The sequence below is a fragment of the Bradyrhizobium canariense genome, from assembly GCF_900105125.1.
GTDB classification, from domain to species: domain Bacteria; phylum Pseudomonadota; class Alphaproteobacteria; order Rhizobiales; family Xanthobacteraceae; genus Bradyrhizobium; species Bradyrhizobium canariense_A.
On the sequence record NZ_LT629750.1, the window covers coordinates 6,492,041 to 6,508,261 of the forward strand.

Below are 16,221 nucleotides of genomic sequence, written 5' to 3' on the forward strand. Positions count from 1 at the left end.
TAACGTCGTATCACGCGTGATGCTTTCGCCCGGATTTGATGGTGCCGACTCTCGCCTTCAGGACTGCAACAGGTAGATGCCGGAACAGCGCGGAGAGAGGCAGCTCCGCCTGACCGCTCTCGCTGCCGATCCCTTCCACGGAATAGGCACTGAGATTAAGCCAACCATCAAAGCCTTCGGCGCTGGGCCATGCGCGGCCACCTTGCGATAGCGGCGCGAATGATTTTGTCACGGCTGTTATCACCGCGTCGCGGCCATGGTGCCGCGCAAAAGCGATGACGTGGTCGCGATGCGCCCCCGTAACCTCTAACGGTTGATAATCACCGTGCGTGAACAATTCAGCGAGTTCGTTTCGAAGCTTCAGGAGATGCCGGGTCCAGGCCAGCTTTAAATGGCCGCTGGACCAGCTCTGCACGAGGCTGTTCCAATCCGGGGTTTCCATTTTTGCCAGTACCGCAGCGCGCTCGGTAAAATCCACCGGACGCCGATTATCGGGATCAACCAGCGACAGATCCCAGAACTCCGTTCCCTGATAGAAATCCGGCACACCCGGTATCGTCGCCTTCAATGTGATCTGGCTGAGCGAGTTCAATGCGCCCAGAAGCGAAACACGCCGCGCCAGCGTTTCGAGCGAGTTCAGGAACTCGGCGGAAACTGAACGATCCAGAATCCGCGCGATAAAAATCTTTAATCCTGCCTCATAGGCTTCATTGGGATTAAGCCAGCTGGTTTCCTGCTTGCCCTCGCGCGCCGCCTTCAGCGCGTAGGCCTGCATCCGCTCCAGAAACACATTATCGCGCCCACCCAACGGCCACGCGCCCAACAGCGCCTGATACAGCATGTACTCTGATGTTGCGGAAGGCGCGCGCATCCCGCCCTCGATGACGAGATGCGGCGCGTTCAGGACTTTCCATCGCGCAACAGCACTGGTCCACTCGCCGGGAATCTCGGTCAGGGCAATCAAGCGCGCCCGTGCATCCTCGCCGCGCTTGGTGTCGTGGGTCGCGGTCGCTGTCATGCCATGCGGCCACTCGCTCGCGCGAACCTTCATGGCTTCGTGGAATACGTCTGTTGACAATGCCTTGGCCGCCGGATCGCCGCCGACCTCATTGAGCGCGAGCAGGCGCTGATAGCGATAGAAGCTGGTGTCCTCGAGCGACTTCGCCATCATGGGCCCGGTAAACTGCTGGGTCTTGAGGGCAAAGCGGCGAACCCGCGGCGTGCTGTGCGGCGGGCGGCCGGGTCCGATCAAATCCATCGTCAGCGTGTCGCGCAGAAAGTCGAAAATGCCTTCGTCGGCGGCGAACCACTCGGCCCGCGCTTTTTCGATGGTCTCCGAGATCAGCGCGCGGTCCGGCGCCGTTGGGCCGGTCGATGCCAGATAGGTGCGATAGACCGGAAAATGCAGGACGTAGAGTTCGAGCGCCTGTCGGAGGCTATCAGCGGAATAGTCGCGGGTGGAATAATGTCCGCTGGCGATCCGCGCCAGCAGGCGTGTCAGCACGGTAAATTCACTGGTCAGCAGGGTCTCGAGAACTCTCCGCTTGGCTTCCTTCAGGACAGGCCCGAGTTTGGGCGGCATATTGCTGATCTGTCGCCAGATCTCATCAAGTGCATCGAGCCCGGTGCCGTCGACCAGCACCTGGGTGATGGTGTTCAGCCATTCGTAACCGGTGGTGCCGTGGACGCCGCTGAAGCGGGGCAGGGCTTCATGCTCACCGAGGATCTTTTCGATCACCATGTAGAATGGCCTGGTCGTGCTTCCTTGCGCCTCGCGGATCAGACGGCGCAGGCGCTGAAAATATTGCGCGGGATCGCGCAGGCCGTCGATGTGATCAAGCCGCAAGCCCTGGAGTTTGTCTTCCGTGATCAATTTTCTGACCAGCCGGTGGATGGCGTCGAATGTGCCGGCGTCCTCGACGCGCAATCCCGCGAGCGTGTTGATATCGAAGAAGCGCCGATAGTTGATGTCGCTGGAGGCCAGCCGCCAATGGCCGAGCTTGTAATGCTGGCGCTCCAGCAGATGATGCAGCGCCGTGATCGGCGCGGCGCGCCCGGCTCCCGCCCGGTAGGCCGCCAGTCCGCGCGCGATGATTTCGGCGCTTCCCGGGATACCCGTCAGCGCTTTCTTGAAGGCCGGCGCTTCGTTGCGATTGGGATGACGCAACCCCTTGTAGTGCGAGGCGAGCGCGAGAATTTGTTTGCCGGCTTCGCTGTCTTCGGCGTCAGCCTCCTTGATGATCGTTCGCAAAATCTCGCTGTAGCGCTCCGGCGCGATCGGCAGGCGATGCTCGAAATACCAGGCGGAAAAGCTGCCTTCGCCGGAATCGTAACGAAGCTCGATCTCGCCCTTCTCCAGGGCTTCGCCGTAGGATGAACCGATGATGGGCAGCAGCACACCGCCGCGTGCCCGATATGGCAATAGCTCCCAATCGATGTCGAACGAGGCCGCGTGCGGCGAGGCTGGACCCCATTCCAGCACGTCAAGCCACCTTGGATTATCGGCGAAATGCACGCCGACATGGTTTGGAACGAAATCGAGAATGAGGCCGATGTCGTGCTGCTTTAACGCCTGGCTCAATCGCACAAAGCCGGCCTCGCCGCCGAGTTCAGGATTGAACTGGGTGTGATCGACAATGTCGTAGCCATGGGTACTGCCCTTGCGCGCCTTCATGAAGGGCGAGGCATAGAGATGGCTGATGCCGAGCGCCTTCAGATAGGGAACGACCGCCGTGGCCGCGTCGAAATCGAAGTCGGGTGTGAGTTGCAGGCGATAGGTTGCGATCGGAATGGCCGGGGGCATCAGCGTGCTTCCAGACGCCAGCAGACCGACCAAGGCCGCATCGGCCCGCTGGTCTCATCACCCCAGATGATGGTGCCGCGTGCCCGACCGGCTGGGTCATCGATCCCGCGAGGCGAGAGGTTCGCGGTCAACCGCAGCGTGGCGCCATCGCCCATGCGCCAGTCGGCCGTGAGCAAACCATCATCTGCGGTATGCGCCCGGCCGAACGCGGCTCCGTCAAGCCGTGGGACGATCTCTTTTTGCCGGATCGAAAGCAGCTTTCGCACCATCGACAGCCGACGGCGTCCAGGCTCTTGCTCGCGCGAAGGCCAGTCGAGCACAGCGGACCGAACGGTTGATATTGCCAGGGGATCGGGAATCTCGTCGCCATGTTTCGCATAGGCGCCGGCGAATTCCCTGCGGCGTCCGTTACGGACGGCGTCGGCGAGGTCGCCCTGGAAATCGCAGAAAAAGGGAAACGGCGCTTTCGAGCCCCATTCTTCACCCATGAACAGCATCGGGACCATCGGCGCCAGCAAGGTGATCGCCAATGCGGCTTCGATGGCATCGGCACTGGCATTGCTTTCGAGCCGGTCGCCAAGCGCGCGGTTGCCGATCTGGTCGTGGTTCTGCAAAAAGTTGACAAAGGCGGTCGGGGCAAGCTTCCCGCTCCGCTCGCCGCGCAATTGCCCGCCGCGATGCGTGGACGCTTCGCCCTGATACACAAAGCCGGAGCCGAGCGCGCGGGCGATATCGTGGAGTGGCGAACGCCGATAGTCGCGGTAATAGCCGTGGGTCTCGCCTGATAGCAGCACGTGCCAGGCGTGATGATAGTCGTCGTTCCACTGCGCGCGGTATTTGCCATGCGGTGGATCTTCGTTGGCGTCGAGCAGGCTCGCGGCATTGTCGTCATTCTCGAGCACGAGATGAATGTGACGGCCGGTTTCAGCCGCCAATTCTCCGACTGCTTTGCTGAGCGAATGCAGCATCGAAACTTCGCCGGGCTCGGCGATGGCATGTACGGCATCCAGCCGCAATCCGTCGAAGCGATAGTCGCGCAGCCAATACAGCGTGTTCTCGATGGCGAAGTCGCGAACCTGCGGCACCCGATAATCGATCGCGCTGCCCCAGGGGGTTTGCGCGTCCGTAAAAAACGAAGGCGCGTATCGGCCGAGGTAATTTCCTTCGGGGCCGAAGTGGTTGTAGACGACGTCGAGGAACACCATCAGCCCGCGAAGATGCGCCTCGTCGATCAAGGTCTTGAGATCGTCGGGACGGCCATAGGCGCTGTCGGGCGCGTACCACAACACGCCGTCATAGCCCCAGTTGCGTTTGCCCGCGAAATCCGCCAGCGGCATCAGTTCCAGTGCGGTGATACCGGTTTCGGCGAGATGATCGAGCTTGCCGATCATGGCGCGGTAGGTGCCTTCCGGCGTGAAAGTGCCGACGTGGGTTTCGATCACGACCGTTTCCTGCCATGGCCGTCCGCGCCATTGGTCGGCGCGCCAGCGATAGGCCGCGTGATCTATCACCTCGCTTGGACCGGACACGTCGTCGGGCTGAAATGCGGAGGCTGGATCCGGCACCTCGATCTCACCGTCGATCCGGAATTTATAACGCGCGCCCGCCGTGACACCGGCGACGTCGGCAGAAAACCAACCATCGTCACCGCGGCGAAGCGGGTGAGGTTTTTCCAACAGCAGATCGATCCGCTTGGCAGCCGGCGCCCACAAACGAAAGGATGCGCCGTCCGGCGTCAGTATTGGGCCGAACTGACGCCCATTCATGCCGAACCCGCAAAGACGAGAACCGAGCGGGGAGGCGCCTTGGTCTCGGCGCCCGAGGCGAAGTCGGTCGTCTTTTGTTGGCTTTCGGTCGTGTTCAATAGCTGCTTCCAGCTCGCGTATTCGGTCATCTTCGGCAGCGTGAACTCAATCTCCTCGGGAGCGGCATTTAGAACGATAAAGATCGGCGCCTGTCCTTGTTCCATCGGGCCGAGCACATAAGCGAGGAACCTGCCCTCCGGAAAATTCCAGTCCGATTCCTTCATCTCATCGGCTGAGGGCGTCAGCCACAACACGCCATAAGATCCATCGGGCCGCCGCCCATCAAGCCAGCGGTGCGAGCGGAGTTGCGAAAATTGTTTGCGCAGACCGATCATGTGGCCGATGAAGTCGGTGAGGTCGTCACCTTCCTGGTTGAGGCCTTCCCAGCCGACCCAGCCTATTTCGTTGTCCTGGCAATAGGCGTTGTTGTTGCCGCCCTGGCTGTTGCCGACCTCATCGCCCGCCAGAATCAGCGGCAAGCCCTGCGCCAGCAGCACGCAGGCAAGCTGATTCTTCCGCAACTGACGCCGCATGGCGACGACGGCAGGGTCGTCGGTCGGACCTTCATGGCCGCAATTGTTGCTGAGGTTATCGCTGGAGCCGTCGCGATTATCCTCGCCATTGGCCTCATTGTGCTTTTCGTTATAGCTGAACAGATCGGACAGCGTGAACCCGTCGTGGACGGTGATGTGGTTGACGCTCGCGCGTTGCGTGCGGCCGCTGTGATTGAACAGGTCGGACGAGCCGGTCATGCGGCTCGACACCTCGCCGATCAGGCTGCCTTCGCCGCTCCAGTAGCGCCGCATCGCGCTGCGATAGCGGTCATTCCATTCGGACCATTGCGACGGAAATCCGCCGACCTGATAGCCGCCGAGCCCGAGGTCCCATGGCTCGGCGACCAGCTTCACGGTTGCCAGCACCGGGTCCTGGCGCACCGCGGTGAGAAACGAACTGTTACGCTCGAATCCGTTCGGCCCGCGCGCGAGGGTGGTAGCGAGATCGAACCGGAAGCCGTCGACGTGACAGACTTCAACCCAATAGCGCAGCGAGTCCATCACCATCTGCAGAACGCGCGGATGGGTTAGGTTGACCGAGCTGCCGCAGCCGGTGAAATCGTCGTAGTAGCGCGGATTGTCCGGCATCAGCCAGTAATAGGAGGCGTTGTCGATGCCGCGAAACGACAGTGTCGGGCCCAGATGGTTGCCTTCGGCAGTGTGATTGTAGACGACATCGAGCATCACTTCGATGCCGGCGTCGTGCAGTCGCGCCACGGTGGTACGGAAGGCGTCGAGCGGATTGTCCTGGGAATAGCGCGGCTCCGGCGCGAAAAACGACAGCGTGTTGTATCCCCAGTAATTCACCAGCTTCTTTTCGACCAGCATTCGGTCGTCGACGAAACCATGAATCGGAAGCAATTCGATGGTGGTGACGCCGAGACGCTTGAGGTGATCGATCATCACAGGTGATGACAGGCCGCCATAGGTGCCGCGCAGATTTGGCGGGATATCGTCGCGCTTTTGCGTCAGGCCTTTGACATGCGCCTCATAGATGATGGTGTCTTCCCAGGGAATGTTGGGACGTATCTCGCGGCGTCCCCAGTTGAAGGTTTCATCGACGACAACGGCCTTCGGCATCCCACGGGCATTGTCGCGCCGATCAAAGGAAAGGTCCTCGCGCGCGCTGCCGGTGCGATAGCCGAAGTGCGCATCGCTCCATACCAGCCGCCCGGCGAGCCGCTTGGCATAGGGATCGAGCAGCAGCTTGTTGGGGTTGAAGCGATGGCCATGTTCGGGCTCGTACGGACCGTAAACGCGATAACCATATAGCTGCCCGGGCGCGACGTCGTTCAGGTAGCCGTGCCAGACGTCTTCGCTGCGCTCGGGGAGTCTGATGCGTTCGAGTTCGCGGCGGCCCTGATTGTCGAACAGGCAAAGCTCGACCCTTTGGGCGTTGGCGGAAAACAGCGCGAAATTGGTGCCTCGGCCGTCCCAGCTTGCACCGAGGCGCGAGGGCGTTCCCGCTGACAATCGCATGCTCAGTTTTCCGGCACGAGAAAGATGGCAGCGAGAGGCGGGATGGTGAGATTAAGTTCGGGAACCAGGCCATCCAGCGTGTGGACTTCGCCGACGTTCCCGACATTGCTGCCGCCATAATGCGCCGAGTCAGAATTGAGCACCTCGCGCCACTTGCCGGCGAACGGCACCCGGACGTGATAATTGTAATAAACGTTCGGTGAAAAATTCACGACGACGAGGCAGCGGGCGCGTGCATCATTGCCCTTGCGGATCCAGGCGAACACGTTGCCATTGGCGTCGTCGGTTACGATCCATTCAAATCCGGACGGATCGCAATCCAGCTCGTGCAGGGCCGGCAGCGCCTGATAAAGCCGATTGAGATCGCGGATCAGCGACTGGATGCCGGCATGATTCTTTTGGTCGAGCAGATGCCAGTCGAGCGAACGGTCGTGGCTCCATTCGCGCTCCTGGGCGAACTCGCAGCCCATGAACATCAGCTTCTTGCCGGGATGTCCGAACATGAAGCTGTAATAAGCCCGCAGATTGGCAAAGCGCTGCCAGTCGTCGCCGGGCATGCGGCCGAGAATCGAGCGCTTGCCGTGAACGACTTCATCGTGTGAGAGCGGCAGGATGAAGTTTTCCGAAAATGCGTAGTGCAGGCCGAACAGAATGTCGCCGTGATGAAATTTGCGGTGGATCGGCTCCTTGCTGATGTAGTTCAGCGTGTCGTGCATCCAGCCCATGTTCCATTTATAGCCAAAGCCGAGGCCGCCAAATTCGACCGGGCGCGATACTTGCGGCCAGGCGGTCGATTCTTCCGCAGCTGTAGTGGCCTCCGGAAAGCGGGCGAACACTTCGGTATTGAAACGGCGCAGGAAATCGATGGCTTCGAGATTTTCCCGGCCGCCGTGTTTGTTCGGGATCCAGCCTCCGGCCGGCCGGCTATAATCCAGGTAGAGCATGGAGGCGACCGCATCGACCCGCAGCCCGTCAATGGCATAACGCTCCAGCCAGAACAGCGCATTCGACACCAGGAAATTGACGACTTCGGTGCGGCCGTAATTGTAGATCAGCGTACCCCAATCGAGGTGACGACCCTGCAACGGGTTGGCGTGCTCGTACAGCGCGGTGCCGTCGAAATGGCCGAGGCCGTGCGGATCGTCTGGGAAATGCCCGGGCACCCAGTCCAGCATCACGCCGAGTCCCTCGCGATGGCAGGCATCGACCAGTGCGGAAAAATCCTCGGGCGTTCCGAACCGGCTGGTCGGCGCGTACAGGCCGGTCGGCTGATAGCCCCATGAGCCGTCGAACGGATGCTCGTTGACCGGCAGAAACTCAATATGGGTGAAGCCGAGATCGCGCGCGTAGCGCGGAAGCTGCTCGGCCAGCTCGCGATAGGTCAGCCACTCGTTATGGCTCTTGCGCCGCCACGAGCCGAGATGGACCTCGTAGATCGACATTGGCGAGCCCAGCGCGTTGATGCCGGATGGAGCCGGGCGCGGATGCGGAATCCGGGTCTCGTCGAGGACAATCGAAGCGGTGCTCGGCCGCACTTCCGCGGCGAACGCCATCGGATCGGACTTCAGCGCCAGATGCTGGCCCTGTGGGCCGACGATATCGAATTTATAATGATCGCCCACGCGGGCATGAGGGATGAACAATTCCCAATATCCGACGCCGCGCACGCGCATCGGATGCCGGCGTGCGTTCCAGAAATTGAAATCACCGACAACGCTGACGCGACGCGCATTTGGCGCAAGCACCACGAATGCCACGCCCTCGACACCGTCGAGCGTCATCGGGTGCGCTCCGAGCTTGTCGTAAAGCCGCTGATGAGTGCCTTCACCGAGCAGATACAGATCGAAATCGGTCAGTACAGGCGGAAAACGGTAGGGGTCGTCGAGATCGACAACATTGTCGCCATAACGGGCGCGCAGTTGGTAGCGCTTCGAGCCGTTCGGCAGCGCGCCGGCGAACAGGCCGGAATCATGAATGCGCGCGAGCGGCGCGGTTTCTCCATGCTCGCCGACAGCCTCGACATTCGAGGCTTCGGGCAGGAAAGCGCGCACGACGTTCTGATCACCCTCGATATGGAGCCCTAGATAGTGAAACGGATCGGAGTGACGACCTTCGATGATCGCATAGGCCTCCGCGGACAATTTGGTCATGGGGCCTCGTTGGTTTGCTGAGACAATATTCGAAGCATGCCGGTGAGCGGGACGCGCAGCCAGTCCGGCCGGTGCGCCAATTCGTATTCGATTTCGTAGAACGCCTTTTCGAGCAGGAAGAAATTCAGCATCTGCTCGGCGGTCTGCCGGTCGGCCGGCCACAGATCCTGATTGGTCATGGTTTCACGGTAGGCGGCAAGGAACGCCGCGGTCGCGCGATCGCGCCAGTCGGCCACCGCCGCCGCAAGCTTGCCGTTCTCGTCAGGCGCGAGCTTCAGCGCGCGCTCCAGCGCTGCGGTCGCCGAGTAGTCGATCGAACGGATCAGGCCCGCGACGTCGCGCGCGGCGGGCGCCTTGCGCCGCCGTTCGCTGTGAGGACGGCGGGGCTCGCCCTCGAAATCGATGATGAAGATATCGTCCTTGACGATCAGCATCTGGCCGAGATGGAAGTCGCCGTGGTGACGGATGTTCAAACTGTCGCCGTCCCGCGGCAGCAGCGCCTTCAGCCGATCCGGCAGGGCATCGTGTTGCGCCAATAGTTCATCGACGAGCGGACGATCCGCCTCTCTGAGCGAGTCGCGGCGCTGTGTCAGCGTGTCGAAGACACGTTCGGCGCGGGCCATGACATCGTTGATCCAGCGCTGTCCGTCTTCAGGTTTGATCGGCTCCGGGGTGAAATCGGGAATATCCCTGCTGCTGGCAAGCGCGACATGCATCTCGGCGACACGTCGTCCGGTCTGCGACATGTAGCGCAGATAGGGGGTCTGTTCCTCGCTTTCGCCGGCGTGTTCGCTGGCTCCCAGCAGCCGCTGTTCCTCGACAAAGCGATCGAGATAGGCCGCCGTCACGGTCCAGGCGTCGCCCTGGTTTTCAACAAACGCATGCACGATGGCGATCGCGCTTCTGGTCTCGCCTTCGACCAGTTCGACGCTGCCGAGCAGTGCCGGCGTGTTGGTGAAGCCCGCAACTTCAGTGAGGAAGCGTCCCATTTCGATCTCGGGATTGATGCCGGCCTCGAGCTTCCGATACACCTTGACGACATAGTCGCTATCCACCAGCGCGGTGCTATTGGACTGTTCTGTCTCGACGGCGCGGATGCGCTCGGGCTGCCTGACCGGTCGGTCCGAGAATTTGCTGGTTGGCCTGAACTCAAGGCGCAGGTCGCCCTCTTCAACGGTCAGGGACTCCCGGAGATTGCGCAGCAACAGCGCGATGAAGATCTGATCGGTCGCGACATCCAGCAGCGTGCCTTCCCGCGCACCCTGGCGCACCGCCGCCAGCGCCCGCGGATTGTAGCGCTCGCGGTCGAAGCGCACCCATTCGATCTGCATCGGCAGGACGTAACGTGTCGTCACGCCTCGCTGTATCGTCTCGAAAAAGGCGAGCCAGGGCCGGTTGTCGCCGATGTCGCAGAACGGGATCGCCGCAGCCAGCGTCGGCTGGATCGCCTGAGGCGAACGCTCCGGATACCAGCGGGTCCGCGCCAGATGTCCGGGCAACACGTCGCGTTCAAATACACCGCGGGTGCGGGCGAGCGACACCCAGGTCGAGCCGAGCGGCACCACCAGCGTCTCGAATTCGGGTACGGCCCTGGGCGCAGCGGGCTCGGATTTGTCAGGCTCCTGCAGCTGGAACCAGTAGAAGCCGTAGGGCGCCAGCGTGATCATGTAGGGCAGGTCGCCGATGGTCGGGAAGCAGGTGCGTCCGAGCATCTCCAGGGGAACACGGCCCTTCCAGGCGGAAAGATCCAGTTCGGTGGCCTGAGCGGACCGCGACAGATTGGCGATGCAGAGGATCGCTTCGTCGCCATATTGCCGGACATAAGCAAGCACCGAACGGTTGAGGGGACGGATGAACGTCATGGTGCCGCGTCCGAATGCCAGCGTCGACTTGCGTACCGAGATCAGTCGCTTGGTTGCGCTCAGCAGCGAGGACAGGCTGCGTGACTGCGCCTCGACGTTGACGGATTCATAGCCGTAGACCGGATCCATGATGGTCGGGGCATAAAGCCGCGCCGGGTCGGCCCGCGAGAAGCCGCCGTTGCGGTCGGGCGTCCATTGCATCGGCGTGCGTACGCCGTTGCGATCGCCGAGATAGATGTTGTCGCCCATGCCGATCTCGTCGCCGTAATAGATGATCGGCGTGCCCGGGAATGACAGCAGCAGCGAGTTCATCAACTCGATCTTGCGCCGGTCGTTGTCCATCAATGGCGCAAGGCGTCGGCGAATGCCGACATTGATGCGCGCGCGGGGATCGTTGGCGTAGGTCGACCACAGATAATCGCGCTCGACGTCGGTGACCATTTCCAGCGTCAGCTCGTCGTGATTGCGCAGAAACAACGCCCATTGGCAGTTGCTTGGGATATCCGGCGTCTGCCGCAGGATGTCGGTGATCGGAAAACGATCCTCTTGCGCGATTGCCATGTAGATCCGTGGCATCAGCGGGAAGTGATAAGCCATGTGGCATTCGTCGCCACGGCCGAAATATTCCTGCACATCCTCCGGCCATTGGTTGGCTTCCGCCAACAGCACTTTGCCCTTCGAATATTTATCGAGCTCCAGGCGCAGCCGTTTAATGATGGCGTGAGTTTCCGGCAGGTTCTCGTTATTGGTACCGTCGCGCTCGCACAGATAGGGAATGGCGTCGAGCCGGAAGCCGTCGACGCCCGCATCGAGCCAGCGCTTCATCACCTGGATGATCGCACTGACCACGCGCGGATTGTCGAAGTTGAGATCAGGCTGGTGCGAGAAGAAGCGGTGCCAGTAGAACTGGCCGGCTTCCGGATCCCAGGTCCAGTTCGATTTTTCGGTGTCGGTGAAGATGATCCGCGTGCCCAGATATTTCTGGTCGGTGTCGCTCCAGACATACCAGTTGCGCGCGCTCGATTTCGGATCGCTGCGGCGAGCGCGCTTGAACCAGTCGTGCTGGTCGGATGTATGATTGACGACAAGCTCGGTAATGACGCGCAGGCCGCGCTTCTTGGCCTCGACGATGAAACGCCGGAAATCCTTCATCGTCCCGAAATCGCGATTGATGTCGCCATAGTCGGCGATGTCGTAGCCGTCATCGCGGCCGGGCGACGGATAGAACGGCAACAGCCACAGCACGGTGACGCCGAGTTCCTGCAGATAGCTGAGCTTTTCGGTCAGGCCTGCGAAATCGCCGATGCCGTCATTGTTGCTGTCGGCAAAGGCCTTGACGTGAAGCTGATAGATGACGGCGTCCTTGTACCAGAGCTCATCGACGGTGTCGGTGGCCGGTAATTCCTTGGTATCGATGGACGACATCACATTCATGGCGCTCTTTCCCTACGCCAGGCAGCGAAAGAGCATCGCGGGATCTCGCATCGGATCGATCCGCACATGAATGCCGCCCCACTCAACCGGGTATCGTTCTCCCGTCATCAAATTCTCCACCGCGGCAACATTGCGGCGGTCATCGGCTATGCCGATCTGGACGTCGTTGAGCGGAAGCCAGATTTCATGTGGATCGCGCGATAGCGCGATGACGACGACGACACTGTTGGTCTGATTGACCGATTCCTTGACGAAGCCGATGACGTTGCCGTCTTCGATCGGCAGGAAGTGCAAATTGCTGGTCTGTTGCAGCGCGGCGTTTTCGCGGCGGACGCGGTTGAGCTCGCTTATATAAGGCTTGATGTTGCCGGGCTTGTCCCAGTCCCGCACCTTGATCTCGTATTTCTCGGAATCGAGATATTCTTCCTTGCCCGGAATGGGGTCATGCTCCAGGAGTTCGAAGCCGTTATAGATTCCATAGGCGCTCGACAATGTGGCAGCAAGCGCGACGCGTGATTTGAACATCCAGGGTTCGCCGCTTTGCAGGTGATAGGGCAGGATGTCGGGCGTGTTGACGAAAAAGTTCGGGCGATAGAAATCGTGCTCCGGATAGGCCGTCAACTCGTTCAGATATTGCTCCAGCTCCCACTTCTGGGTTCGCCAGGTGAAGTAAGTGTAAGATTGTGTGAAGCCGAGCTTGGCAAGCCCCTTCATTAGTTTCGGTCGCGTGAAAGCCTCCGCCAGAAAGATGACGTCGGGATGGCGGAGCTGAATTTCATGGATCAGCCATTCCCAGAATGGAAACGGCTTGGTGTGGGGGTTGTCGACGCGGAAGATTTTGACCCCCTGGTCGATCCAGAACAGCACGACATCGCGTAGCGCATTCCACAGCGCACCGGCGTCCTCGGACATGAAATCGGGATTGACGATGTCTTCATATTTCTTGGGCGGGTTTTCCGCGTAGCGCATCGAGCCATCCGGCCGCTGCTTGAACCATTGCGGGTGTTGCGTGAGCCAGGGATGGTCGGGCGAGCACTGAATGGCGAAATCGAGCGCGACTTCCATGTCGTGCGACATGCAGGCCGCGACAAACTCGCGGAAATCCTCCAGCGTGCCCAACTCCGGATGCACCGCATCGTGGCCGCCTTCAGCGGCGCCGATGGCGTAGGGACTCCCGGGATCGTCATCGACCGCCGTCACCGCGTTATTGCGGCCCTTGCGGTTGGTTTTCCCGATGGGATGGATCGGCGTGAGATAGACCACGTCGAAACCCATCGCCGCGACATCCGGCAGGCGCGCGATGCAATCCTTGAAGGTGCCATGCTGGCCGGGAGTTTGGCCCTGGCTGCGCGGCACCATCTCGTACCAGGCGCCATTTCTTGCCCGCGGCCGGTCCGCCACGAATGGAAATAGCTGCGATCGCGTCAGATCCGGCCGCAACTGGCTTTCAGCCATCGCGTCCTGCAATTCGTCGGTCAGAAGAGGCGCGGTGTCGCCGGTCTGCAGAAAATCCTCGCACTGCTTCAAGATCACCGCCGCCGCGGCGTGGCCGCCGGACTGCGCCTTGGTCAGCATGCCCGCGCCCTCGATGGCGTCGAGGGTGAGGTCGGCGCCGGCTTTCTGCTTCAGTTCGAAACCATGTTTCCAGGTCGCGAATTCGTCGGTCCAGGCTTCGATGGCGTAAACATAGCGTCCCGGCTGGTCCGGCACGAACGATCCACCCCACCGATCATTGCTATGATGGCTCATCGGCGCACGGCGCCATTCGCGCTCTTGCTCGAGACGCCAGATCAGCGCCGCGGCCATCACGTCATGTCCGTCGCGGTAGATATCCGCCCAGACATCGACGCGCTCGCCCACGATACGTTTCACGGGAAAGCGGCCGCCGTCGATCAGCGGGTAAACATCTTCGATATGGAAAGTACCGCCAATGGCGGCGCTCTCGACAGTTTGAGCGGTTTTGTTCACGGTGATGCCATAGACATGGAGACAACGTCCCGTTTCGTTTGCGGGAAAAGAGACGCTTCGAACCTATATAGAAAGCCGTTCGCAGGGCATTGGTTCCCCGGGAACGTCGAGGGTGGCAGAGAGTTAAACACGGCTATCCTCTTCCTGCATCTAGAGAATTTCGTGACGTCCCAAACCCCGTTGCGTGCAAACAGCGTGCCGAATGAACCTTTTCACCAAAGCTGCAGGCCTCGGAATCCAGACCGAATTTATCGACGGGCAGGGTCACCGGCATGTGACGGACGAGGCCGCCCTGAAAATCATCCTGGATGCCATCCCGGTCGAGACGCCGCGTCGGTTTCTCGGCCAGCCGGTGGTGGTCCGGTCCGGCCAGCCCTCGCGGACCGAACTCGGGCAGGCTGCCAAATTGCCGGTGCGCTGGAAAATCATTGCCGGTCTTAAGGTTATCGCCCAAGGCGAGACCAAGGACAGCATGATCGCATGGCCTGCGGACTTGCCCGGCGGCTCCTACTGGTTGCATCTGTGCGATGCGTCGTCAGTCACGGAAGAGGCGACCTTGATTGTGGCGCCTTCGAGAGCGTTCGGCGGCGATTTCGACCGGAGCTGGCTGCTTGCGGTTCAGCTCTACAGCATCCGGTCGGAGCGCAACTGGGGGATCGGCGACTTCACCGATCTCGAGGGCCTGATCAGGCTGGCCGCCGATTTGGGGGCTGGCGGGGTCGGCCTCAATCCGCTGCATGCCTTGTTCGACGATCGGCCCGACGATCGCAGTCCCTATTCGCCCAACAGCCGGCTATTTCTCAACGCGCTCTATATCGACGTCGGTAAACTGGCCGGCTCACAGCCCGAGAGTGCCGACAATATCGACCGGCTGCGCGCGAGCGACTTCGTCGATTATGCGGCTGTTGCCAAGTTGAAATGGCAAGCGTTGCGTTCGGCATTCGCAGAATTCAGAACGCATCCGACGATCGACGGCCGGCAAGATTTCGATCAATTTCGTGCCGAGCGCGGACCGCTGCTGTCGCGGTTTGCCTGTTTCGAGACGCTCAGGCACACATTCAACAAGCCATGGTGGGAATGGCCGGAGAAATGGCGTCAGCCCGATGAAGCCAGATGCGCCGAATTGCGCAATGGTGCTGACGGCGCCGAGATCGAATTCGTCGAATTCGTGCAGTGGACGGCCGACCGGCAATTAAGGGCATGCCGGGATCTTGCCAGCGAGCTTGGCATGGCGGTCGGGCTCTATCTCGATGTGGCCGTGGGCGTTCAGTCCGACGGGTTTGATGCCTGGAATGAGCAGACGGCGATCTCGCGTCATCTTGCCGTCGGCGCACCGCCGGATCCCCTGAATACGGCCGGGCAGAATTGGGGCCTGGCAGGCTTCAACGCCGCCGGTCTTGCGATAAAATCCTTCGAGCCGTATCGGGCGATGCTCCGGGCGTCGATGCGCTACGCCGGTGCGATCCGGCTCGATCATGTGCTTGGCTTGAAGCGGCTGTATCTCGTGCCGCATGGATTTGCCGCCAATAATGGCGCCTATGTGCAGATGCCGTTCGAAGCGCTGCTGGCGGCGACGGCGCTGGAAAGCGTCGCGCATCGCTGCGTGGTGATTGGCGAAGATCTCGGCACGGTGCCGGAAGGCTTTCGCGAGCAGATGGCGGATTGGGGCATCTGGTCTTATCTAGTGATGATGTTCGAACGCGACGATCGCGGGGTGTTCCGAGGCCTCGACCATTATTCCGCCAATGCGCTTGTCACCTTCAACACGCATGACCTCTCGACCTATGCCGGATGGCGTTCGTTCAGCGACTTGAAGCTGAAACGCTCGCTCGGGATCGATCCCGGCGAAAGCGATGAGGCGCGCTGGCACGCGCTGAACATGCTGTCCGACGTGTTGCGCGATAGCGGTATCGATGGATACGATCTCTACGCGGTCGCGAGGTTCCTGGCCCGCACCAAATCGCGCCTGCTCACGATATCGCTGGAGGATCTTCTGGGCGTGATCGATCAGCCCAATATTCCCGGCACTGTTGACGAGCATCCGAACTGGCGACGGCGGCTGCCGCTTACGATTGATAAGATCGCCGCGGCGATTGACGTTCCTGCGCTCAAAGCCGCGATGCGCGGGCGGACGCACACCACGACCTGAAGCACAAGCATTTCAAT

7 protein-coding genes are annotated in these 16,221 nt (G+C 61.0%); 1 reads left to right on the forward strand and 6 read right to left on the reverse strand.

Features of this window, described 5'->3' with window-relative positions; all coding sequences use genetic code 11:
• Positions 1–10: 10 nt before the first annotated feature.
• From treY to BLV09_RS30740, 6 genes are read right to left on the reverse strand one after another with little or no spacing between them, the layout of a single operon-like run.
• Positions 11–2,803, reverse strand: coding sequence for a malto-oligosyltrehalose synthase (treY, locus tag BLV09_RS30715; protein WP_146690065.1), 2,793 nt, complete (start codon positions 2,801–2,803; stop codon positions 11–13).
• Entirely contained in the window at positions 2,803–4,569 is a 1,767-nt protein-coding gene (treZ, locus tag BLV09_RS30720; RefSeq protein WP_146690066.1) for a malto-oligosyltrehalose trehalohydrolase, read from the reverse strand. The genes treY and treZ overlap by 1 nt, the downstream gene beginning before the upstream one ends.
• Positions 4,566–6,641: a glycogen debranching protein GlgX gene (glgX, locus tag BLV09_RS30725; protein WP_146690067.1), complete on the reverse strand. Its 2,076-nt coding sequence runs from the start codon at positions 6,639–6,641 to the stop codon at positions 4,566–4,568. The genes treZ and glgX overlap by 4 nt, the downstream gene beginning before the upstream one ends.
• A 2-nt stretch (positions 6,642–6,643) precedes the next feature.
• Positions 6,644–8,791 (reverse strand): 1,4-alpha-glucan branching protein GlgB, encoded by a 2,148-nt coding sequence (gene glgB, locus BLV09_RS30730; RefSeq protein ID WP_146690068.1) that lies wholly within the window; start codon positions 8,789–8,791, stop codon positions 6,644–6,646.
• Complete coding sequence (treS, locus tag BLV09_RS30735; protein ID WP_146690069.1) at positions 8,788–12,087, reverse strand: maltose alpha-D-glucosyltransferase; 3,300 nt, start codon at positions 12,085–12,087, stop codon at positions 8,788–8,790. The genes glgB and treS overlap by 4 nt, the downstream gene beginning before the upstream one ends.
• A gap of 12 nt (positions 12,088–12,099) precedes the next feature.
• Complete coding sequence (locus BLV09_RS30740; protein ID WP_146690070.1) at positions 12,100–14,055, reverse strand: alpha-1,4-glucan--maltose-1-phosphate maltosyltransferase; 1,956 nt, start codon at positions 14,053–14,055, stop codon at positions 12,100–12,102.
• Between the two features lie 202 nt (positions 14,056–14,257).
• Between BLV09_RS30740 and malQ the strand changes: the two genes are divergently transcribed.
• Positions 14,258–16,204 carry a 4-alpha-glucanotransferase gene (gene malQ / locus BLV09_RS30745; protein ID WP_146690071.1) on the forward strand — a complete coding sequence of 649 codons (1,947 nt, stop codon included), beginning with the start codon at positions 14,258–14,260 and terminating at the stop codon, positions 16,202–16,204.
• Positions 16,205–16,221: the final 17 nt, after the last annotated feature.